The sequence below is a fragment of the Streptomyces sp. WAC05374 genome (assembly GCF_004353505.1).
In the GTDB taxonomy this organism is placed as follows: Bacteria; Actinomycetota; Actinomycetes; order Streptomycetales; family Streptomycetaceae; genus Streptomyces.
Window position 1 is genome coordinate 74,277 of record NZ_SMNQ01000006.1, and the last position, 20,059, is coordinate 94,335.

Annotated in this window: 20 protein-coding genes; 11 read left to right on the plus strand and 9 right to left on the minus strand. The window is 73.3% G+C overall.

The window, feature by feature from the left end:
* Positions 1-48: 48 nt before the first annotated feature.
* Positions 49-474, minus strand: coding sequence for a MarR family winged helix-turn-helix transcriptional regulator (locus E2B92_RS14470; RefSeq protein ID WP_126888786.1), 426 nt, complete (start codon positions 472-474; stop codon positions 49-51).
* Positions 475-668: 194 nt separating this feature from the next.
* Here E2B92_RS14470 and E2B92_RS14475 point away from each other — a divergent pair, with 194 nt between their 5' ends.
* The 3 genes from E2B92_RS14475 (at position 669) to E2B92_RS14485 (ending at position 3,476) form a co-directional block, all read left to right on the plus strand.
* The gene (locus tag E2B92_RS14475; protein ID WP_126888787.1) at positions 669-2,117 is read left to right on the plus strand and encodes a DUF2252 domain-containing protein; all 1,449 of its coding nucleotides are present in this window, start codon (positions 669-671) and stop codon (positions 2,115-2,117) included.
* A gap of 33 nt (positions 2,118-2,150) precedes the next feature.
* Positions 2,151-3,056: a J domain-containing protein gene (locus E2B92_RS14480; protein ID WP_126888788.1), complete on the plus strand. Its 906-nt coding sequence runs from the start codon at positions 2,151-2,153 to the stop codon at positions 3,054-3,056.
* Positions 3,057-3,131: 75 nt separating this feature from the next.
* Positions 3,132-3,476 (plus strand): rhodanese-like domain-containing protein, encoded by a 345-nt coding sequence (locus E2B92_RS14485; protein ID WP_126888789.1) that lies wholly within the window; start codon positions 3,132-3,134, stop codon positions 3,474-3,476.
* Positions 3,477-3,593: 117 nt separating this feature from the next.
* Here E2B92_RS14485 and E2B92_RS14495 read toward each other — a convergent pair whose 3' ends face one another.
* From E2B92_RS14495 to paaA, 6 genes are all read right to left on the minus strand, one after another.
* The gene (locus E2B92_RS14495) at positions 3,594-4,727 is read right to left on the minus strand and encodes an acyl-CoA dehydrogenase family protein (RefSeq protein ID WP_126888790.1); all 1,134 of its coding nucleotides are present in this window, start codon (positions 4,725-4,727) and stop codon (positions 3,594-3,596) included.
* Between the two features lie 103 nt (positions 4,728-4,830).
* Positions 4,831-5,895 (minus strand): 2Fe-2S iron-sulfur cluster-binding protein, encoded by a 1,065-nt coding sequence (locus E2B92_RS14500; RefSeq protein ID WP_126888791.1) that lies wholly within the window; start codon positions 5,893-5,895, stop codon positions 4,831-4,833.
* Positions 5,896-6,405: a 1,2-phenylacetyl-CoA epoxidase subunit PaaD gene (paaD, locus tag E2B92_RS14505; protein ID WP_126888792.1), complete on the minus strand. Its 510-nt coding sequence runs from the start codon at positions 6,403-6,405 to the stop codon at positions 5,896-5,898. It lies immediately after the preceding gene.
* Entirely contained in the window at positions 6,399-7,127 is a 729-nt protein-coding gene (paaC, locus tag E2B92_RS14510) for a 1,2-phenylacetyl-CoA epoxidase subunit PaaC (RefSeq protein WP_126888793.1), read from the minus strand. The genes paaD and paaC overlap by 7 nt, the downstream gene beginning before the upstream one ends.
* Positions 7,124-7,411: a 1,2-phenylacetyl-CoA epoxidase subunit PaaB gene (paaB, locus tag E2B92_RS14515; protein ID WP_126888794.1), complete on the minus strand. Its 288-nt coding sequence runs from the start codon at positions 7,409-7,411 to the stop codon at positions 7,124-7,126. Before paaB ends, paaC begins: the two co-directional genes overlap by 4 nt.
* On the minus strand, positions 7,408-8,361 hold the full coding sequence (paaA, locus tag E2B92_RS14520; RefSeq protein WP_126888795.1) for a 1,2-phenylacetyl-CoA epoxidase subunit PaaA: 954 nt from the start codon (positions 8,359-8,361) through the stop codon (positions 7,408-7,410). The genes paaB and paaA overlap by 4 nt, the downstream gene beginning before the upstream one ends.
* 118 nt (positions 8,362-8,479) lie before the next feature.
* Between paaA and E2B92_RS32980 the strand changes: the two genes are divergently transcribed.
* The 3 genes from E2B92_RS32980 (at position 8,480) to E2B92_RS14535 (ending at position 11,540) form a co-directional block, all read left to right on the plus strand.
* Positions 8,480-9,580 (plus strand): DUF5819 family protein, encoded by a 1,101-nt coding sequence (locus E2B92_RS32980; RefSeq protein ID WP_200836926.1) that lies wholly within the window; start codon positions 8,480-8,482, stop codon positions 9,578-9,580.
* Positions 9,581-9,732: 152 nt separating this feature from the next.
* Positions 9,733-10,887 carry an HTTM domain-containing protein gene (locus E2B92_RS14530; protein WP_126884141.1) on the plus strand — a complete coding sequence of 385 codons (1,155 nt, stop codon included), beginning with the start codon at positions 9,733-9,735 and terminating at the stop codon, positions 10,885-10,887.
* A complete protein-coding gene (locus E2B92_RS14535) occupies positions 10,884-11,540 on the plus strand; it encodes a TrmH family RNA methyltransferase (protein ID WP_126884134.1) in 657 nt (218 codons plus the stop codon). The genes E2B92_RS14530 and E2B92_RS14535 overlap by 4 nt, the downstream gene beginning before the upstream one ends.
* 33 nt (positions 11,541-11,573) lie before the next feature.
* On the opposite strand, the gene paaN is transcribed toward E2B92_RS14535, so the two are convergent.
* Complete coding sequence (gene paaN / locus E2B92_RS14540; protein ID WP_126884133.1) at positions 11,574-13,268, minus strand: phenylacetic acid degradation protein PaaN; 1,695 nt, start codon at positions 13,266-13,268, stop codon at positions 11,574-11,576.
* Between the two features lie 123 nt (positions 13,269-13,391).
* On the opposite strand from paaN, the gene E2B92_RS14545 reads away from it, so the two are divergent.
* Positions 13,392-14,924 carry a 3-hydroxyacyl-CoA dehydrogenase gene (locus E2B92_RS14545; RefSeq protein WP_126884132.1) on the plus strand — a complete coding sequence of 511 codons (1,533 nt, stop codon included), beginning with the start codon at positions 13,392-13,394 and terminating at the stop codon, positions 14,922-14,924.
* A complete protein-coding gene (locus E2B92_RS14550) occupies positions 14,921-15,514 on the plus strand; it encodes a TetR/AcrR family transcriptional regulator (protein ID WP_126884131.1) in 594 nt (197 codons plus the stop codon). Before E2B92_RS14545 ends, E2B92_RS14550 begins: the two co-directional genes overlap by 4 nt.
* 163 nt (positions 15,515-15,677) lie before the next feature.
* Here the strand turns inward: E2B92_RS14550 and E2B92_RS14555 are convergent, their stop codons facing one another.
* The gene (locus tag E2B92_RS14555; RefSeq protein WP_126884140.1) at positions 15,678-16,190 is read right to left on the minus strand and encodes an Lrp/AsnC family transcriptional regulator; all 513 of its coding nucleotides are present in this window, start codon (positions 16,188-16,190) and stop codon (positions 15,678-15,680) included.
* Between the two features lie 197 nt (positions 16,191-16,387).
* On the opposite strand from E2B92_RS14555, the gene pdhA reads away from it, so the two are divergent.
* From pdhA to E2B92_RS14570, 3 genes are read left to right on the plus strand one after another with little or no spacing between them, the layout of a single operon-like run.
* Positions 16,388-17,521, plus strand: a complete 1,134-nt coding sequence (gene pdhA / locus E2B92_RS14560; protein ID WP_126884130.1) for a pyruvate dehydrogenase (acetyl-transferring) E1 component subunit alpha — start codon at positions 16,388-16,390, stop codon at positions 17,519-17,521.
* Positions 17,521-18,546, plus strand: coding sequence for an alpha-ketoacid dehydrogenase subunit beta (locus E2B92_RS14565; RefSeq protein ID WP_126884129.1), 1,026 nt, complete (start codon positions 17,521-17,523; stop codon positions 18,544-18,546). Before pdhA ends, E2B92_RS14565 begins: the two co-directional genes overlap by 1 nt.
* A complete protein-coding gene (locus tag E2B92_RS14570; protein ID WP_126884128.1) occupies positions 18,546-19,961 on the plus strand; it encodes a dihydrolipoamide acetyltransferase family protein in 1,416 nt (471 codons plus the stop codon). The genes E2B92_RS14565 and E2B92_RS14570 overlap by 1 nt, the downstream gene beginning before the upstream one ends.
* The last annotated feature ends 98 nt before the right edge of the window (positions 19,962-20,059 follow it).

Consider the following 20,059-nt stretch of genomic DNA (forward strand, 5'->3'; position numbering starts at 1 on the left):
CCTCGGGCGCGCGTTTCGGGCCCGTGCCTCGGGCGCGCGCTTCGGCGGTCAGGCGTCGCGGTTGTAGCGGAGCAGGTAGGCGGCGAAGCGGTCGAGATCCTCGGCGGACCAGTCGGCGAGGCGCTCCTGGTAGGCGGCGCGGCGGCTGGCGTGGGTGGAGGACAGGGCCCGCGTGCCCGCCTCGGTCGGGTGCAGCACCTGGACACGGTGATCGGCGGGGTCGGGGCGGCGCTCGACGAGGCCGAGCTTCTCGAGGGTGGCGACCTGCCGGCTCACGGTCGACTTGTCGAGCATGTAGTGGGCGGCGAGGTCGGTGGCACGGCAGCCGTGCCGCTCGTCGATGTGCGACAGCAGCGTGTACGAGACGAGCGACAGCTCGGGGTGGAGCCTCGCCGCCGTGGCGCGGGCACGGCGGGCGAACGCCGTCAGCTCCCGCTGGATGGTGTCGACCGACTCCTCGCGTCCGGCTGACATGTAGGGGTCACCTCCGCCTTGCCCCGTGGCTGTCGTGCTTCCCTCGGCCCGCTTCGGTTGTACGGCGCAACGGCAGGGGCCTCGGTTCCCCCGGGTACCGCGGCTGCGCTCCGTTATCCACAGGCCGGGACGGGTGGACCGTGGCGGAGGTACCGTCGGGGGCAACTGGGCGATGGTGAACGGGGGCGGGCCTCATGGGTGACAAGCGGACAGCGGTTCCGGCGCAGCGCGGTGCCGGTGGCGGCGTGCGCATACCGGCGGTGCCGGGGTTCGCCCCCGCCGTGGACGGGGACCTGGGCGGGTCCGGTTCGCCCAAGGCGCGGGGCAAGGCGCTGCGGGAGAAGGTGTCCCGGTCCTCGCACGGCACGCTGCGGCTCACGGAGGACCGGCCGGACGCGGTGCGCGCGGTGGAGGAGTCGAGCCGGGGCCGGGTGCCCGGGCTGACGCCGATACGGGTGGGCAGGATGGCCGCCACGCCGTTCGCGTTCCTGCGCGGGTCCGCCGGGCTGATGGCGCACGACCTGGCGGGGACGCCGGTCACCGGGATCGGCGCGCAGATATGCGGGGACGCGCACGCGGCGAACTTCGGGCTGTACGGCGACGCGCGTGGCCGGCTGGTCATCGACCTGAACGACTTCGACGAGACCGTGACCGGCCCCTGGGAATGGGACGTCAAGCGGCTCGCGACGTCGCTGGTGCTCGCCGGGCGGGAGGCGGGCGCGGACGAGGACGTGTGCCGGGCGGCGGCCTTCGACGCGGTGGGCGCCTACCGGCGGACCATGCGGCTGCTGGCCAGGCTGCCGGTGCTGGACGCCTGGAACGCGATCGCGGACGAGGAGCTGGTCTCGCACACCGACGCCCGGGACCTGCTCGGCACGCTGGAGAGGGTCTCGGAGAAGGCGCGCGGCAACACCAGCGCCCGGTTCGCCGCCAAGGCGACGGAGGAGTGCCCGGACGGCGGGCGGCGGTTCGTGGACGCGCCGCCGGTGCTGCGCCGGGTGCCGGACGCGGAGGCGGCCGCGGTGGCCGCGTCGCTGGGCGCTTACGTGGAGACGCTGCCGGAGGACCGGTTGCCGCTGCTCGCGCGGTACGCGATCCATGACGTGGCGTTCCGGGTCGTGGGCACGGGAAGCGTGGGCACGCGGTCGTACGTGGTGCTGCTGCTGGACCACCGGGGCGAGCCGCTGGTGCTCCAGGTCAAGGAGGCGCGGCCCTCGGCACTGCTGCCGTACCTGCCGAGGGTGGGCTTCCCCGTGGCGGAGGTGGCGCACGAGGGGCGGCGCGTGGTCCTCGGGCAGAAGCGGATGCAGGTCGTCAGCGACAACCTGCTGGGCTGGACGACCGTCGACGGCAGGCCGTACCAGGTGCGCCAGTTCCGCAACCGGAAGGGGAGCGTGGACCCGGCGGCGCTCGCAGCCGACCAGGTCGACGACTACGGGCGGATGACCGGCGCCCTGCTGGCCCGGGCGCACGCGCACAGCGCCGACCCGCGGCTGCTCGCCGGGTACTGCGGCAAGAACGACGAGCTGGACGAGGCGATGGCGACGTTCGCCGTGGCGTACGCGGACCGGACGGAGGCGGACCACGCCGAGCTGCTCGCGGCGGTCCGGGCCGGGCGCATAGCCGCCGAGCTGGGGGTGTGACGGGCGGGGCCCGGTCGCCCGTACGCTGGTCGGGTGACGACCCCGAACGACGACGTGACCGGTGCTCCGACCCCCGACACGGCCGCCGAGGCGACGCCCGGCGACGCCGGTGAGGCGACCTCGGGCGCGGCCGGTGAGGCGACCTCGGGCGCGGCCGGTGAGGCGGAGCGCCCGGAGGCGCGGCTGGAACGGGCGGTGCGCGCGGCGGAACAGGCACTGATCGAGTTCGAGATCGCGGTGGAGACCTTCCGGGTGGAGGTGGAGAACTTCTCCCGGCTGCACCACCAGAAGCTCGGCCCGATGTACACGCGGCTCGACGAGCTGGACGCCCTGATCGCGGAGGCCCGGGCCGCCCGTACCGGCGATCCGGAGGACGTGCTCAAGGCCCAGTCCGCGCGGGCGCTGGTGATGCCGATGCCGGGTGTCGACGAGCTGTTCGGTGACTGGATGGACGCGGACGGCCTGTCTCCCGAGGCCGCCGCGATGCTCACCGACCGGCAGGTGCAGCCGCCCCGGCGCGTGCGGCCGAGCGACGAGGCGCGCAAGCTCTACCGCGAGCTCGCCCGCAAGGCGCACCCCGACCTGGCGCGCGACGAGACGGAGCGGCAGCGGCGCGAGGAGTTCATCACCCGGGTCAACGCCGCCTACGGGCGCGGGGACGAGGCGCTGCTGCGGGAGCTGTCCGAGGAATGGGCGGCGGGTCCCGCTCCGACGGCCACCGAGCTCAGCGAGAGCGAGGAGCTGTACGCGAGGCTCGAATGGCTGGCCCGGCGCAAGGAACTGCTGACCGTGGTGGCGCGGGACCTGGAGGACAGCGCGATCGGCGCGATGCTGCGGATGGCGCCGGACGACCCCGACCGGCTGCTGGAGGAGATCGCCGAGCAGTTGCTGGCGCAGGTCGCCGAGCGTGAGGCGGAGCTCGCGGCGCTCGTGCAGTAGCGTCGGGAGGTGGTACCGGCGACCGGCGCACGGACGAGAGACCGACGAGAGACCCCCCGAGAGAAGGCCTGACCCATGAACTTCGCAACGCTGCCCACCGTGGACGTCGCCTCCGTCCCGGCCGACGGGCTGGTGCTCGACGTCCGTGAGAGCGACGAGTGGGCGGCCGGGCATGTCGAGGGCGCGCTGCACGTGCCGATGAGCGACTTCGTGGCCCGCTTCGGTGAGGTGACCGAGGCGGTCGCCGACGGGCGCCGTGCGTATGTGATGTGCCGCGTCGGCGGCCGGTCGGCCCAGGTCACCCAGTATCTGGTGCAGCAGGGCATCGACGCCGTGAACATCGACGGCGGCATGCTCGCCTGGGAAGGCGCCGGCCGCCCCATGGTCACCGACGACGGCAGCCCCGCCTCGGTCCTGTAGCCGGTCGCCGGTCGCCGGTCGCCGGTCGTCGGCCGCTGGCCGGCGTTCGCTGGCCGCTGCTCGCCGGTCGCCGGTCGCCGGTGCCGGAAGCCGCCGGGGCCCGGGCGCGCCGGGCCGTCAGCTCAGGGGGTGCGCGGCCAGCAGGTCGCCGAGCGCCTCCTCGTGGGCGGCGGCCGGGCCGAGGGACAGTTCCAGTTGCTTGGCCCAGGCGTGGTAGCGGTGGAGCGCGTAGTCGGTGTCCGCGCCGAAGCCACCGTGCAGGTGCTGGGCCGTCTGCACGACTCGTCGTACGCCCTCGGAGGCCCAGATCTTCGCCACGGCGATGTCCCCGGAGGCGGGCAGCGCCCCGGTGGCCCCCGAGCCGATCCGCCAGGCCGCCTGCCAGAGGGTCACCTCCATGGCGCGCAGGTCGATGTACCGGTCGGCGGCCTGGACGGCGACCGCCTGGAACGTGGCGATCGGGAACCCGAACTGCTCGCGTTTGCCCGTGTACGCCGCGGTCATGGCGAGCACGGCTTCGCCCAGGCCCAGCGCCAGAGCGCACGTCCCGGTGGTGAGCAGACCGCGCAGCCACTCCCAGGCACCCTCGTGGTCGATCACCGCGCGGGCGGGGACCCGTACGGAGTCGAGCCGTACCTCGGCGAGCGCTTCCCCGCTCGTGGAGACCTGGTCGGCGAGGGCGACCCCCTCGTGGCCGGGGGAGACCAGGGCGATGACCACCCGGCCGTCGGGGGTGTGCGCCGGAAGGGCGACACGGTCCGCGGACCGCGCCCAGGGGACGGCCGTCTGCACGCCGTCGAGCAGCCAGTGGTCACCGTCCCGGCGGGCCGTCACCGCGGCCTCGGCCGGGTCGTGGCCGCTGCGGCCGTTGGCGCCCACCGTGAGCACCAGCTCGCCGCGCCCCACCGGCGGGAGCACCTCGGCCGCCATGTCGGGGTGACCGAAGCGCTCCACGGCCATCGCCACCGCGCTGGTCTCCAGCAGCGGCACCCGGGCCAGGACCCGGGACGACTCGCGCAGCACCAGGCAGAGCGCGACGGGGTCCAGGCCGGCACCGCCGTGCGCGGGTGCCAGCACCAGGCTCAGCAGGTCCGCGGCCGCGAGCCGGTCCCACAGCATGCGGTCGAAGTCCTCGGCCACCGCGCCCGGTGTGAGCGCCGGGCTCGGCACGCCGTCGGGCGCGACGCCCGAGAAGACCGCCTTGGCCGCCTCGACGGCCGCCTGCTGCTCCTCGCTGAAGGTGAAGTCCACAGCCCGTGCCTCCCCGCGCCCGCTCCGGTATCTGACGGTCCGTCAAGATAGAACAGGTTTCAGGGGAAGTGAATGGGCCCGGCGGAACCGGGCCCGGCCGGCGTCAGCGGTCGAAGTCGAGCTCCACCTCCGGTGTCACCGGGTGCGACTGGCAGGCGAGCACGTACCCCGCGTCGGTCTCCTCGCTCTCCAGCGCGTAGTTGCGGTCCATCCGGACCTCGCCGGTCACCAGGAAGGCGCGGCATGTGCCGCAGACGCCGCCCTTGCAGGCGTACGGCGCGTCCGCGCGGCTGCGCAGCACCGTCTCCAGCAGCGACTCGCCTTCCTGGACCGGCCAGGTGCCGGACCGGCCGTCGAGGGTCGCGGTGAGCGTGGCGCGCGCGGGTATCGCCGCGGCCCGCACGGCCGCCGGTGAGGAACCGTCGTCCACGTGGAAGATCTCCTGGTGGATACGGCCACGCTCCACGCCGAGGCCCCGCAGGGCCCGCTCGGCGGCGATGACCAGCCCGAACGGCCCGCACAGGAACCAGCCGTCCACCTCGTCGACCGGCAGCAGCGCGGGCAGCAGCCCGGCCAGCCGCTCCTGGTCCAGCCGACCGGACGGCAGACCCGCCTGCTGCTCCTCGCGCGAGAGCACGGTCACGAGCTGGAAGCGGTCGGGGAACCGGTCCTTGAGGTCGGCGACCTCGTCCAGGAACATCGTCGAGGCGGCCGTACGGTCGCTGCGTATCAGACAGAACCGGGCTTCCGGTTCACGGGCCAGCAGCGTCGAGGCCATGGAGAGCACCGGGGTGATCCCGCTGCCGCCCACGATCGCCGCGAAGGTCCCGGGGCGCGGCGGGAGCAGGAACCGGCCCATCGGTTCCATCACGTCGACCGTGTCGCCGACCGCGAGCTCCTTGAGGGCGTACGTGGAGAACTCGCCGCCGTCCACCAGGCGGATGCCCACCCTTAGCACCGGGTCCTCGCCCTGTGGGGCGGCGGGGGAGCAGATCGAGTACGTGCGGCGGATCTCCTCGCCCGTGGCGGCGCTCTCGCGGCGCAGGGCGAGGTGCTGGCCGGGGATGTGGCGGAAGGTCTCGCGCAGCTCGGGCGGCACCTGGAAGGTGACGGCGACCGAGTCGTCCGTGAGCCGCTCGACCTCGCTCACCCGGAGCGGATGGAACATCTACAACTCCTTGAAGTGGTCGAACGGTTCGCTGCAGGCGGTGCAGCGGCGCAGCGCCTTGCAGGCGGTGGAGGAGAAGCGGCTCAGCAGCTCGGTGTCGGTCGAGCCGCAGTGCGGGCAGCGGATGGCCAGCGTGACCGGTACCGGTCCGTCGCCGCCGCCCTGGTGCCGGGGCGGCGCTATGCCGAACTCGGCCAGCTTGCGGCGCCCTTCGGCGCTGATGTCGTCCGTCGACCAGGCGGGGGAGAGGACCGTGACGACCGAGACGTCCGCCATGCCGTGCTCGTGCAGCACCCGCTCGATGTCGGACGACATCGCCTCGACGGCCGGGCAGCCCGTGTACGTCGGGGTCAGCTCGACACGCACCCGGCCGGGGGCGAGGACGTGCACCCCGCGCAGGACGCCCAGTTCCTCCAGCGTCAGCACGGGCAGCTCGGGGTCGGGGACCGAACCGGCCAGCCGGCTCAGCTCCTCCTCCAGCGCCGTGAGGTCCGCCGTGCCGGTCACCATGACGCCCCCGGGTGGCTGCGGTGCAGGTGCTGCATCTCGGCCAGCATCCGGCCGAAGCTCTCCGTGTGCAGGCCCTGGCGCCCCGCGCCGGCCGCCCAGGCACCCGACCGGGGGCCGTCCGGAACGGTCAGCGTGGCCCGCTCCAGCACCCCCGTCACGGACGCCAGCCAGTCGGACTCCAGCTCCTGCCAGTCGACGTCCAGCCCCGCCACGGGCTGGAACAGCTCGCCCGTGAACCGCCACAGGGCCGTGCAGGCCCGCTGCATGCGCTCGTGGCTCTCGGCGGTGCCGTCGCCCAGGCGCAGCGTCCACTGCTCGGCGTGGTCCTGGTGGTAGGCGACCTCCTTGACCGCCTTGGCCGCGAGCCCGGTGAGCTCACCGCCGCCGTCGCCGGCCGTGGCCAGGCGGCCGTACAGCATCCGCTGGTAGGTGGAGAAGTAGAGCTGCCGGGCGATGGTGTGGGCGAAGTCGCCGTTCGGCTGCTCGACGAGCTGCACGTTGCGGAAGGCCCGCTCCTCGCGGAGGTAGGCCAGCTCGTCCTCGTCACCGACGAGGGACAGCAGCACACGCGCCTGGCCCAGCAGGTCCAGGGCGATGTTGGCGAGCGCGACCTCCTCCTCCAGCACGGGGGCGTGGCCCGCCCACTCCCCCAGCCGGTGCGACAGCACCAGGGCGTCGTCGCCGAGGGCGAGCGCGGCGGCGCTGCTCGCGGTGGCGGTCACAGGTTCTTCACCCCTTCCGGGACCTCGTAGAAGGTCGGGTGCCGGTAGGGCTTGTCCGCGGACGGCTCGAAGAAGGGGTCCTTCTCGTCGGGCGAGGAGGCGGTGATCGCCGCTGACGGCACCACCCAGAGGGAAACGCCCTCATTGCGGCGGGTGTAGAGGTCGCGGGCGTTGCGCAGCGCCATCTGCGCGTCCGGCGCGTGCAGGCTTCCCGCGTGGGTGTGGGACAGTCCCCGGCGCGAGCGCACGAACACCTCCCAGAGCGGCCAGTCGCTGGTGGTCATGCCGTCGCCTCCCCGTGCTTCGCCGCGTACGCCGCCGCGGCCTCCCTGACCCAGGCGCCTTCCTCGTGGGCGCGGCGCCGCTGGGTGATGCGCTGTTCGTTGCAGGGCCCGTTGCCCTTGAGGACGTCCCAGAACTCGGTCCAGTCGATCGGGCCGAAGTCGTAGTGGCCCCGCTCCTCGTTCCACCGGAGGTCCGGGTCGGGGAGGGTGAGGCCCAGCGTCTCCGCCTGGGGGACGCAGATGTCGACGAACCGCTGGCGCAGCTCGTCGTTGGAGTGCCGCTTGATCTTCCAGGCCATGGACTGCGCCGAGTGCGAGGACTCGTCGTCCGGCGGGCCGAACATCATCAGCGACGGCCACCACCAGCGGTTCACCGCGTCCTGGGCCATCGCGTGCTGCTCGGGCGTGCCGCGCGAGAGGGCGAGGAGCGACTCGTACCCCTGGCGCTGGTGGAACGACTCCTCCTTGCAGATCCGGACCATCGCGCGGGCGTAGGGACCGTAGGAGCAGCGGCACAGCGGCACCTGGTTGGTGATCGCCGCGCCGTCCACGAGCCAGCCGATCGCGCCGACGTCGGCCCAGGTCAGCGTGGGGTAGTTGAAGATCGACGAGTACTTCTGGCGGCCGGTGTGGAGCTTGTCCAGCAGCTCGTCGCGGCTGGTGCCGAGCGTCTCGGCGGCGCTGTAGAGATACAGCCCGTGCCCCGCCTCGTCCTGCACCTTGGCCATCAGGATCGCCTTGCGCCGCAGCGAGGGCGCGCGTGTGATCCAGTTCGCCTCCGGCTGCATGCCGATGATCTCCGAGTGCGCGTGCTGGGCGATCTGCCGCACGAGCGTGGCGCGATACGCGTCCGGCATCCAGTCGCGCGGCTCGATCCGCTCGTCGGCGGCCACGGCGGCGTCGAACACCGCCTCGTACGCCTCCTGCGTGTCCGCAGTCACTGCAGTCATCGGGCCCCCTACCGACCGATCGTTCGGTTGAATGACTTCAATGGTGAGTCGGCGGCCCGTATGGTGTCAACCCTGTGGATAACTCCGGTGGATCGATCGTGAACGGGGACGGGGCGGGATGGACTCGTACGACAAGGAGGCAGGTGGTCGCGAGGGGCGCGCCACCGGCACGGAAGGCTCCGCCGCCGTGAACCCTCCGGCCGCCGCCGCGACCACCGACGCTGCCGGCCCGGCGTCCCGCCCGGGATCCGGGCCCGCCCCCGCCGCCGCCCCCGGCCACGCATCCGCCGCCCCCGCCTGCGCCGACCGGGTGACGCCCCCGTCCACCGCCGCACCGCACGGCGGCCCCGTGCCTGGTACCGCGTCGTTGGGGAGCACCCCGCGGTGGGCGGTCGCCGAAGACGGGGGCGACGGGGGCGACGGGGCCGGGCCGGACGGTGAGGGAGCCGGAGAGACCGGGCCGGACGGCGACGGGGCCGGGGAGGCCGGAGAGGCCGGGGAGCCGCCCCGGCAGGTGTCGGCGGGCGGCCCCGGGGGTGGCGACCCGCCAGGGGCGGGCGTGGGGATAGCCGCGCTGTCGCTGCCGTACCAAGTGGTGGCGGCCGTGTCGCTCGCCGTCGTCGGGATGTTCGCCTGCGTCCACCTGGCCATGGCGTTCCTGCACGTCGCGCCCTCGAACACGCTGACCAAGCAGCACGGCCAGGCGGTGGACGACTGGGTTTTCCCCGAGTTCGAGCAGAACTGGAAGCTCTTCGCCCCCAACCCGCTCCAGCAGAACATCGCCGTCCACGCCCGCGCGGAAGTCGTCGGTGTCGACGGCCGGCGCAGGACCACCGGGTGGTTCGACCTCTCCGGCGACGACGGGGAAGCGATCCGCGGCAACCTCCTCCCCAGCCATGTGAACCAGAACGAGCTCCGCCGCGGGTGGGACTTCTACGTGAACTCGCACACCAACGACAACCGCCCCAACGGACTGCGCGGGCAGCTCTCCGAGCGCTACGTCCGGCGGATCGCCATGCTGCGGCTGGAGACCCGCGAGCTGGACGGCAGGATCGAGCGGATCCAGCTTCGCTCGGCCACGCAGGGCGTGGAGGCTCCGGTCTGGAGCGACGAGAAGACCGACACCCGGCCCTACTACCGGGTGCTCCCGTGGTGGACCGTGACCGCCGCCGACCTGTCCGGTGGCGTGACCGGCGGCCGTACGGAGGCGGACCAGTGACCGCGAGCGACCCCCGCGCCCAGGACGGCCCCCGCGCCCAGGACGGCCCCCGCACCCCACACGATTCCCGTGCCCAGGACGCCCCCCGCCCCCACGGCGGTGGCCTCCGGGACCGCGAGCGCACCCGCCCGGCCGAGCCGCTCGACCGCCGGCTGGCCCGCGCCATCCAGCGGGTCACCGGCACGGCCCTCGGCCCGTACCAGACCGCCGTGGTGCGCATCGGCTTCGCCGCCGCCTGGCTGCTGTTCCTGCTGCGCGAGTTCCCGCACCGTCACGAGCTGTACGGGCCCGACGGCCCCTGGTCGTGGGACATGGGCCAGCAGCTCATCGCCAACAACCACGCCTTCACGGTCCTGATGTGGTCGGACAGCGCCCTGTGGTTCGAGGCCGTGTACGCGCTCGCCGTGCTGTCCAGCGCCGCGCTGCTGGTCGGCTGGCGCACCCGCACCATGTCGGTGCTGTTCATGGTGGGCGTGCTGTCCCTCCAGAACCGGTCCATCTTCATGGGTGACGGCGGCGACAACGTCATCCACCTGATGGCCCTCTACCTCGTGCTGACCCGGTGCAACCGGGTCTGGTCCCTGGACGCCCGCAGGGCCGCCCGTCCGGAGCCCCGGCGTGACGTGCTCGGGCCCGTGCTGTGGGGGGTGCTTGCCTTCGGGCTGGTGGCGGCGACGCTGTTCATCGGCCGCACCGGTGAGATCTGGCTGCTGGTGCTGATGTGGCTGCTGTGGGCCGCACAGGGCGTGTGGTGGCTGGTGAACCGGTACGCGCCCGGCCAGCCGCGCGTCCTGGCCGACGTCCTCGCCAACCTGGTGCACAACGCCGCCCTCGGCGTGATCATGGCCGAGGTGTGCCTCATCTACGCCACGGCCGGCTGGTACAAGATCCAGGGCTCGCGCTGGCAGGACGGCACCGCGCTGTACTACCCGCTCAAGCTGGACTACTTCACGCCCTGGCCGTTCCTGTCCGACGTGCTGGCCGCCAGCGGGCTGATGGTCATGGTGCTGACGTACGGCACGGTCATCGTGCAGGTCGCCTTCCCCTTCACGCTCTTCAACCGGCGGGTCAAGAACGTGCTGCTGGTGGCGATGATCCTGGAGCACGCGGGCATCGCGCTGCTGCTCGGGCTGCCGTTCTTCTCGCTGGCCATGATCGCCGCCGACGCGGTGTTCCTGCCGACCGTCTTCCTGGTCTGGCTGGGCGCCCGCGTGCGGCGTGGCCGTGACCGGCTGCTGTCCCGGACCGGGACGGTGCCGCAGCGGCCCGCCGCGGAGGAGCCCGCCCCCCGTACCCTCGTGGGGTGAGCAGCGAGACCCCCCTCCAGTACGACGACGGTTACGGCGACGAGATCGGCGTCGGCCCGCACCCCCGGCCGTGGCCGGAGGACGAGCGGTACGACCCCGAGCTGCTCGCCGACGGCGACCGCCGCAATGTCGTCGACCGCTACCGGTACTGGAGGCGCGAGGCGATCGTCGCCGACCTGGACACCCGGCGCCATGACTTCCACGTGGCGGTGGAGAACTGGGGCCACGACTTCAACATCGGCTCCGTCGTCCGGACGGCCAACGCCTTCCTGGCGAAGCAGGTGCACATCGTGGGCCGGCGGCGCTGGAACCGGCGCGGCGCCATGGTCACCGACCGGTACCAGCACGTGCGCCACCACCCGGACACCGAGTCGCTGACCGCTTGGGCGGACGCCGAAGGGCTGCCGATCATCGGGATCGACAACCTCCCCGGCGCCGTGCCGCTGGAGCGGACCGAGCTGCCGCGCCGCTGCGTGCTGCTGTTCGGGCAGGAGGGCCCGGGCCTCACGGAGGAGGCCCGCAAGCACGCCGCGATGGTCTGCTCGATCGCCCAGTTCGGGTCCACCCGGTCGATCAACGCGGGTGCCGCCGCGGCGATCGCCATGCACGCCTGGGTGCAGCGGTACGCGGAGATCTCCTCGCCGGAGGCGTGAGCCCGGCGATCATGCCGGGCTCACGCCCGGTGATCACGCCGGGCGGCGGACCTCCACCATCCGGAAGCGGTTGGCCACGAAGGCGCTGTCGCACAGGGCGGCGTTGGCCGCCGGGTTGCCGCCCGAGCCGTGGAAGTCGGAGAACGCCGCCGTCTGGTTGACGTACACCCCGCCCGTCAGGTTCAGCGAGAGCTGGGCGGACTCCTCCAGGCAGACCTCCTCGACGGCACGCTCGACGTCCGGCGAGGTCGTGTACGCGCCGACCGTCATCGCGCCCTTCTCGCGGACCGTGCGCCGCAGCAGCTCCAGCGCGTCGGTGGTCGACTCGACCGAGACGGCGAAGGCGACGGGGCCGAAGCACTCGGACATGTACGCGGCTTCCGCGTCCGGCTTGGAGCCGTCGAGCTTGACGACGACCGGCGTACGGACGACGGCACCGGGGAAGTCGGGGTTGGTCACCTCGCGCGAGGCCAGGGCGACCTCGCCGAGCCCGGCGGCGGCCTCGAGCCGGGCCTTCACATCGGGGTTGACGATGGCGCCCAGCAGGGCGTTCGCCCGGGCGTCGTCGCCGAGCAGTCCGCCCACCGCGCCGGCGAGATCGGAGACCACCTCGTCGTACGGCTTGGGTCCGGCGTCCGTCGAGATGCCGTCGCGGGGGATCAGCAGGTTCTGCGGGGTGGTGCACATCTGGCCGCTGTAGAGGGACAGCGAGAAGGCCAGGTTGGACAGCATGCCCTTGTAGTCGTCCGTGGAGTCGATGACGACCGTGTTGACGCCGGCCTTCTCCGTGTAGACCTGCGCCTGGCGGGCGTTGGCCTCCAGCCAGTCGCCGAAGGAGGTCGAGCCGGTGTAGTCGATGATCCGGATCTCGGGGCGGACGGCCAGCTCCTTGGCGATGCCCTCGCCGGGCCGCTCGACGGCCAGCGCGACCAGGTTCGGGTCGAAGCCCGCCTCGGCGAGGACCTCGCGCGCCACCCGGACGGTCAGCGCCAGGGGGAGCACGGCGCGGGGGTGGGGCTTGACCAGCACGGGGTTGCCCGTGGCCAGGGAGGCGAACAGGCCCGGGTAGCCGTTCCACGTCGGGAAGGTGTTGCAGCCGATCATCAGCGAGATGCCGCGCGGAACCGGGGTGAACGCCTTGCGGAGCTCCAGCGGGTCGCGCTTGCCCTGCGGCTTGGACCACTCGGCCACCATCGGGGTGCGGACCTGCTCCGCGTACGCGTACGCCACCGCCTCGAGGCCGCGGTCCTGCGCGTGCGGCCCGCCCGCCTGGAACGCCATCATGAACGCCTGCCCGCTGGTGTGCATCACCGCGTGGGCGAACTCGTGCGTCCGGGCGTTGATGCGGGCCAGGATCTCCAGGCAGACCAGCGCGCGGGTCTCGGGACCCGCGTCCCGCCAGGCGCCCATGCCCGCGCGCATGGCGGGCAGCAGGACGTCCAGGTCCGCGTGCGGGTACTCGATGCCGAGCTCCGGCCCGTACGGCGAGATCTCGCCGCCCGTCCAGCCGTCCGTGCCGGGCTGGTCCAGCTCGAAGCGGGCGCCGAGCGTGGCCTTGTGGGCCTCCAGGCCGTCGGCGGCGCTCAAGGAGCCGTTCTCCCCGTAGGCCTTCGGGTGCTCGGGGTGCGGGGACCAGTAGGCCCGCGTGCGGATGGCTTCGAGGGCCTGTTCCAGCGTGGAGCGGTGCCTCTCGGTCAGGTGGTCGGTGGTGAGCTGAGCGGCGGCCATGACGGACCAACTCCTCGTCGAGCTGGGCAGGGACAGGCGGACAGAGCTAGAGTAACCGAACGATCGGTCGGGACAAGGGGGCCTCCCGAACCTGTGGACAACTCATCGGGGAGGATCACTGTCATGACCGACAACAAGGCCATCGAGCGCAGCCGCACCGTCGCGGTCGTCGGCACCGGCACCATGGGCCAGGGCATCGCCCAGGTGGCGCTGGTCGCCGGCCACCCCGTACGCCTGTACGACGCCGTGCCCGGCCACGCGGGGCTGGCCGCCGAAGCCATCACCGGACGGCTCGACCGGCTCGTCGAGAAAGGCCGGATGTCGCCGGAGGACCGCGACGCGGCCACCGGACGGCTCCACGTGGCGGACGGCCTCGACGGCCTCGCCGACGCCGCCCTCGTGATCGAGGCGATCGTCGAGCGGCTCACGGTCAAGCAGGAGCTCTTCGCCGAGCTGGAGAAGATCGTCGCGGACGACTGCCTGCTCGCCACCAACACCTCCTCGCTGTCCGTCACCGCCATCGCCGGAGCCCTGCGGCTGCCCGGCCGCTTCGTCGGACTGCACTTCTTCAACCCGGCGCCCCTCCTTCCGCTGGTCGAGGTCGTCAGCGGCTTCGCCACCGACGACAGCGCCGCCACGCGCGCGTACGCCACCGCCAAGGAGTGGGGCAAGACGCCGGTGCGCTGCGCCGACACCCCGGGCTTCATCGTCAACCGCATCGCCCGCCCCTTCTACGCGGAGGCGCTGCGCCTGTACGAGGAGCGGGCCGCCGACCCGGCCACCATCGACGCCGTCCTGCGCGAGAGCGGCGGCTTCCGGATGGGCCCCTTCGAGCTGACCGACCTGATCGGGCAGGACGTCAACGAGGCCGTCACCCGGTCCGTCTGGGACGCCTTCTACCAGGACCCCAAGTTCACCCCGTCCCTCGCCCAGCGGCGCCTGGTCGAGTCCGGGCGCCTGGGCCGCAAGACGGGTCACGGCTGGTACTCGTACGCCGAGGGCGCCGAGCGGCCGCTTCCCCGTACGGAGGAACCGGCCCCCGCGCCGGCGTCGGTGACCGTCCACGGCCACCTCGGTCACGCCGAGCCGCTCGTCGCCCTGATCGAACAGGCCGGGATCAAGGTCCGCCGCCGCAAGCACGGCAGGCACCTCACCCTTCCGGGCGGCGGACAGCTCGGTCTCGCGGACGGTGAGACCTCCTTCGAGTACGCGGGCGACGAGATCGTCTACTTCGATCTCGCCCACGACTACACGACCGCCACCCGCATCGCCCTGTCGACCGCCCCCTCCACCTCGGCCGAGACCCTCCGGGAGGCCGTCGGCCTCTTCCAGGCGCTCGGCAAGGACGTCTCCGTGATCGGCGACGTCCCCGGCATGATCGTCGCCCGTACGGTGGCCATGCTGGTCGACCTCGCCGTGGACGCCGTCGAGCGCGGCGTCGCCACGGCCGAGGACATCGACACGGCCATGCGCCTCGGCGTCAACTACCCGGCCGGCCCCCTGGAGTGGGCGGCACTGCTCGGCTACGAGTACGTCGGCGACGTGCTGCGCGCCCTGCACGAGTGTTACCCGACCGGCCGCTACGCCCCCTGCCTCGGCGTCGTCCGCAAGGACCACGAGGAGAGCGCCGCCATGAAGGGCCAGGACCGCCGATGACCACCGCCAAGCGCGACACGTACACCCCCGACACGCTGCTCTCCGTCGCCGTCAGGGTCTTCAACGAGCGCGGCTACGACGGCACCTCCATGGAGCACCTCTCCAAGGCGGCCGGCATCTCCAAGTCCTCGATCTACCACCACGTCGCCGGCAAGGAGGAACTGCTGCGGCGTGCCGTCAGCCGCGCCCTCGACGGCCTCTTCGCGGTCCTCGACGAACCCGGCGCCGCGCGTGGACGGGCCATCGAGCGGGTCGAGTACGTGACCCGGCGCACCGTCGAGGTCCTGATGGACGAACTGCCGTACGTGACGCTGCTGCTCCGCGTCCGCGGCAACACCCAGACCGAGCGGTGGGCCCTGGAGCGGCGCCGCGAGTTCGACCACCGGGTCGCCGACCTGCTGAAGGCCGCCGCCGCCGACGGCGACCTCCGTACCGACGTGGACATACGGGTGGCCACCCGGCTGCTCTTCGGCATGGTCAACTCGCTGGTGGAGTGGTACCGGCCCCAGCCCGGCGGCGACGCCGAGCGCCGGCAGGTCGTCGACACCGTCGTCCACATGGCCTTCGACGGGCTGCGCACCAGCCACTGAGCCCGCCCCGGCGCCGCGGCGCCAGGTGCCCCACGGGGCACGTTCGCCGGGCCGGCGGGCGGGCCGGACGGCGGTTGCCGTCCGCTCTGTCCGTCCGCTCCCGTCCGCCGGATCTCGCCCGCCGGCTCCCGTCCGCCGGATCTCGTCCGCTGGATCTCGTCCGTCAGATCTCGTCCGTCAGGGCCCGCCGGTTGAGGTCCGTCTCCTCGAAGACCAGCAGCGTCCGGGTGGACAGCACCTCCGGGATGGCCTGGAGCCTGGTCAGCACCAGCTCCCGCAGCGTCCGGTTGTCCGGCGTGTGCACCAGCAGCAGCACGTCGAAGTCCCCGCTCACCAGGGCGATGTGCGCCGCTCCCGGCAGGGCCTGGAGCTGCTCGCGGACGGTGCGCCAGGAGTTCTGCACGATCTTGAGCGTGATGTACGCGGAGGCGCCCTGCCCCGCCCGCTCGTGATTGACCCGTGCGCTGAAGCCGCGGATCACCCCGTCCTCGATGAGCCGGTTGATCCGCGCGTAGGCGTTGGCGCGTGACACGTGGACACGGTCGGCCACGGAGCGTATCGAGGCGCGGCCGTCCGATTGGAGGATGCGGAGGATGTCGCGGTCGATCGCGTCGAGCGGCCGCGGGGGCGCCTGGTGCTCGCCGGCCGGCCGGCCCTGATCCCCGCCGTCGGCCATTTGTTCAGCTCCCATGTCCCCCCGCCTCTCCTCCATGGACGACCTGTCTCTATCCCAGGCTGTGGAGAACCGTTTGTCCACAGGCTGATGGTGCCTGTAGCCAAAATGCCGCCACGACCGAACAATCGGTAGGTGAGGCGCGTCACAGTCGCGTCCCCCTTCGGGTCTTGTGCCCGCTCCCACGAGGAGGTGCTGTCATGACGGTCCAAGAGCTGCCAGGTGCGGCCTCTTACCGGCCCACCCCGCCCCCGGCGTGGAAGCCGCGCACCGACCCCGCACCGCTGCTCCCGGACCCCGAGCCGTACCGGGTGCTGGGCACGGACGCCGCGGCCGGCTTCGCGCCCGAGCTGCTGCGCCGGCTCTACGCCGAGCTGGTGCGCGGCCGCCGGTACAACACGCAGGCGACGGCCCTCACCAAGCAGGGCAGGCTGGCGGTCTACCCGTCGAGCACCGGCCAGGAGGCGTGCGAGGTCGCCGCCGCCCTGGTGCTGGAGGACCGGGACTGGCTCTTCCCGTCGTACCGCGACACCCTGGCGGCCGTGGCACGCGGCCTGGACCCGGTCCAGGCCCTCACCCTGCTGCGGGGCGACTGGCACACCGGGTACGACCCGCGCGAGCACCGCGTCGCCCCGCTGTGCACCCCGCTCGCCACCCAGCTCCCGCATGCCGTGGGCCTGGCCCACGCGGCCCGCCTCAAGGGCGACGACGTGGTGGCCCTCGCCATGGTGGGCGACGGCGGCACCAGCGAGGGCGACTTCCACGAGGCGCTGAACTTCGCGGCGGTCTGGCAGGCCCCGGTCGTCTTCCTCGTCCAGAACAACGGCTTCGCGATCTCCGTCCCGCTCGCCAAGCAGACCGCGGCGCCCTCCCTCGCCCACAAGGCCGTCGGGTACGGGATGCCGGGCCGGCTCGTCGACGGCAACGACGCGGCGGCCGTGCACCAGGTGCTCTCCGAGGCGGTCGCCCGCGCCCGGCGCGGCGGCGGCCCCACGCTCGTGGAGGCCGTGACGTACCGCATCGACGCCCATACCAACGCCGACGACGCCACCCGGTACCGGGGCGACGGCGAGGTCGAGGCCTGGCGCGCCCACGACCCGATCCGGCTGCTGGAGCAGGAGCTGACCGAACGCGGCCTGCTCGATGAGGACGGCATACGGCAGGCCGCCGAGGACGCCGAGACGATGGCCGCGCGGCTGCGGGAGCGGATGAACGCGGACGCCGAGCTGGACCCGATGGACCTGTTCACGCACGTGTACGCGGAGCAGACGGCACAACTGCGGGAGCAGGCCGCCCAATTGCGCGCCGAGCTCGACGCCGAGGGTGATGCGTGATGACGACCGTGGCAAAGGCGGCCACCAAGGCCGCCACCAAGCCCGCCACCATGGCGCAGGCCCTCCAGCGCGCCATGCGCGACGCGATGGCCGAGGATCCGACCGTCCACGTCATGGGCGAGGACGTCGGCACGCTCGGCGGCGTCTTCCGGGTCACCGACGGGCTCGCCAAGGAGTTCGGGGAGGACCGCTGCACGGACACCCCGCTCGCCGAGGCCGGCATCCTCGGCACGGCTGTCGGCATGGCGATGTACGGGCTGCGGCCGGTCGTCGAGATGCAGTTCGACGCCTTCGCCTACCCGGCGTTCGAGCAGCTCCTCAGCCACGTCGCGAAGATGCGGAACCGGACCAGGGGCGCGATGCCGCTGCCGATCGTCGTGCGCGTGCCGTACGGCGGCGGGATCGGCGGCGTCGAGCACCACAGCGACTCGTCCGAGGCGTACTACATGGCGACTCCGGGGCTCCATGTCGTCACGCCCGCGACGGTCGCCGACGCCTACGGGCTGCTGCGGGCGGCCATCGCCTCCGACGACCCGGTCGTCTTCCTCGAGCCCAAGCGGCTGTACTGGTCGAAGGCCCAGTGGTCGCCGGACGCCCCCGACCCGGTCGAGCCCATAGGGCGCGCGGTGGTGCGGCGTACCGGACGCAGCGCCACGCTGATCACCTATGGTCCGTCCCTGCCGGTGTGCCTGGAGGCGGCCGAGGCCGCGCAGGCGGAGGGCTGGGACCTGGAGGTCGTGGACCTGCGGTCGCTGGTGCCGTTCGACGACGAGACCGTCTGCGCGTCGGTGCGGCGCACGGGGCGCGCGGTCGTCGTCCACGAGTCGACCGGCTTCGGCGGACCGGGCGGGGAGATCGCCGCGCGCATCACGGAGCGGTGCTTCCACCACCTGGAGGCGCCGGTGCTGCGGGTGGCCGGGTTCGACATCCCCTACCCGCCGCCGATGCTGGAGCGGCACCACCTGCCGGGCGTGGACCGGATCCTGGACGCGGTGGCGCGGCTCCAGTGGGAGGCGGAGAGCTGATGGCCCAGGTACTGGAATTCAAGCTGCCCGACCTCGGTGAGGGCCTCACCGAGGCGGAGATCGTGCGCTGGCTGGTGAATGTCGGGGACGTCGTCGCCGTCGACCAGCCCGTCGTCGAGGTCGAGACGGCCAAGGCCATGGTCGAGGTGCCGTGCCCCTATGGGGGCGTGGTGACCGCGCGGTACGGCGAGGAGGGCACGGAACTGCCCGTCGGCGCCCCGCTGCTGACCGTGGCCGTGGGCGCGACGTCGGCGGCGGACGGCTCGGCCGCGCACGCGGCGTCCGGCGCTAACGGCACCTCGCACACGACCGGTTCGGGTTCGGCCGGTCAGGCCGGTCCGGCCGCCTCGGACGGGGAGGGTTCCGGGAACGTGCTCGTCGGGTACGGCACGGCCGCCCCGGCGGCGCGCAGGCGGCGGGTACGGCGCGAGACGCCCGCCCCGGCGACGGCGCCCGCCCCGGTGGCCACGGCCCCGGCGGCCGCCGCCCCGGTGACGGTCGCCCCGGTGGCCGCCGCCCCGGCTCCCGTGTCCGTCGACGGGCCCGTGCCGGTCATCTCGCCGCTCGTGCGGAAGCTGGCCCGGGAGAAGGGCGTCGACCTCCGCCGGGTCCGGGGCTCCGGGCCCGAGGGGCTGATCCTGCGGGCCGACGTGGAACGGGCGGTGACGGCCCAGGTTGCCGCGCCCACCGCGCCGGCCACCCCCGCGCCGGCGGGCAAGGCCGTCGCCGGTGAGCGGGTGCCCCTGCGCGGCGTACGCGGGGCGGTCGCCGACAAGCTGTCCCGCAGCCGGCACGAGATCCCCGACGCGACGTGCTGGGTCGACGCGGACGCCACCGAGCTGATGGCCGCGCGCGCCGCGATGAACGCGGCCGGGGGGCCGAAGGTCTCCCTGCTGGCCCTCCTCGCCCGCATCTGCACCGCCGCGCTCGCCCGCCACCCGGAGCTCAACTCCACGGTGGACATGGCCAGCCGGGAGATCGTGCGGCTGCCCGAGGTCCACCTGGGCTTCGCGGCGCAGACCGACCGCGGCCTGGTCGTCCCCGTCGTGCGCAACGCGCAGGACCGGACGGCGGAGTCCCTGTCGGCGGAGTTCGCCCGGCTGACCGAGGCCGCCAGGGCGGGGACCCTCACCCCGGCCGACCTCACGGGCGGGACGTTCACGCTCAACAACTACGGCGTGTTCGGGGTCGACGGCTCGACGCCGATCATCAACCACCCCGAGGCGGCGATGCTGGGCGTCGGCCGGATCATCCCCAAGCCGTGGGTGCACCAGGGCGAACTGGCCGTCCGCCAGGTCGTGCAGCTCTCGCTGACCTTCGACCACCGGGTGTGCGACGGCGGAACGGCGGGCGGCTTCCTGCGGTACGTGGCCGACTGCGTGGAGCAACCGGCGGTGCTGCTGCGCACGCTGTGACGGCCGCGTAAGGCCATGACACCCGGGGCGGCCCGGGGCCCGGGACATGCGCCCCGGCCCCCGGCCGCCCCGGGCGCGGGCGCTGCGGCCCGCCTGGG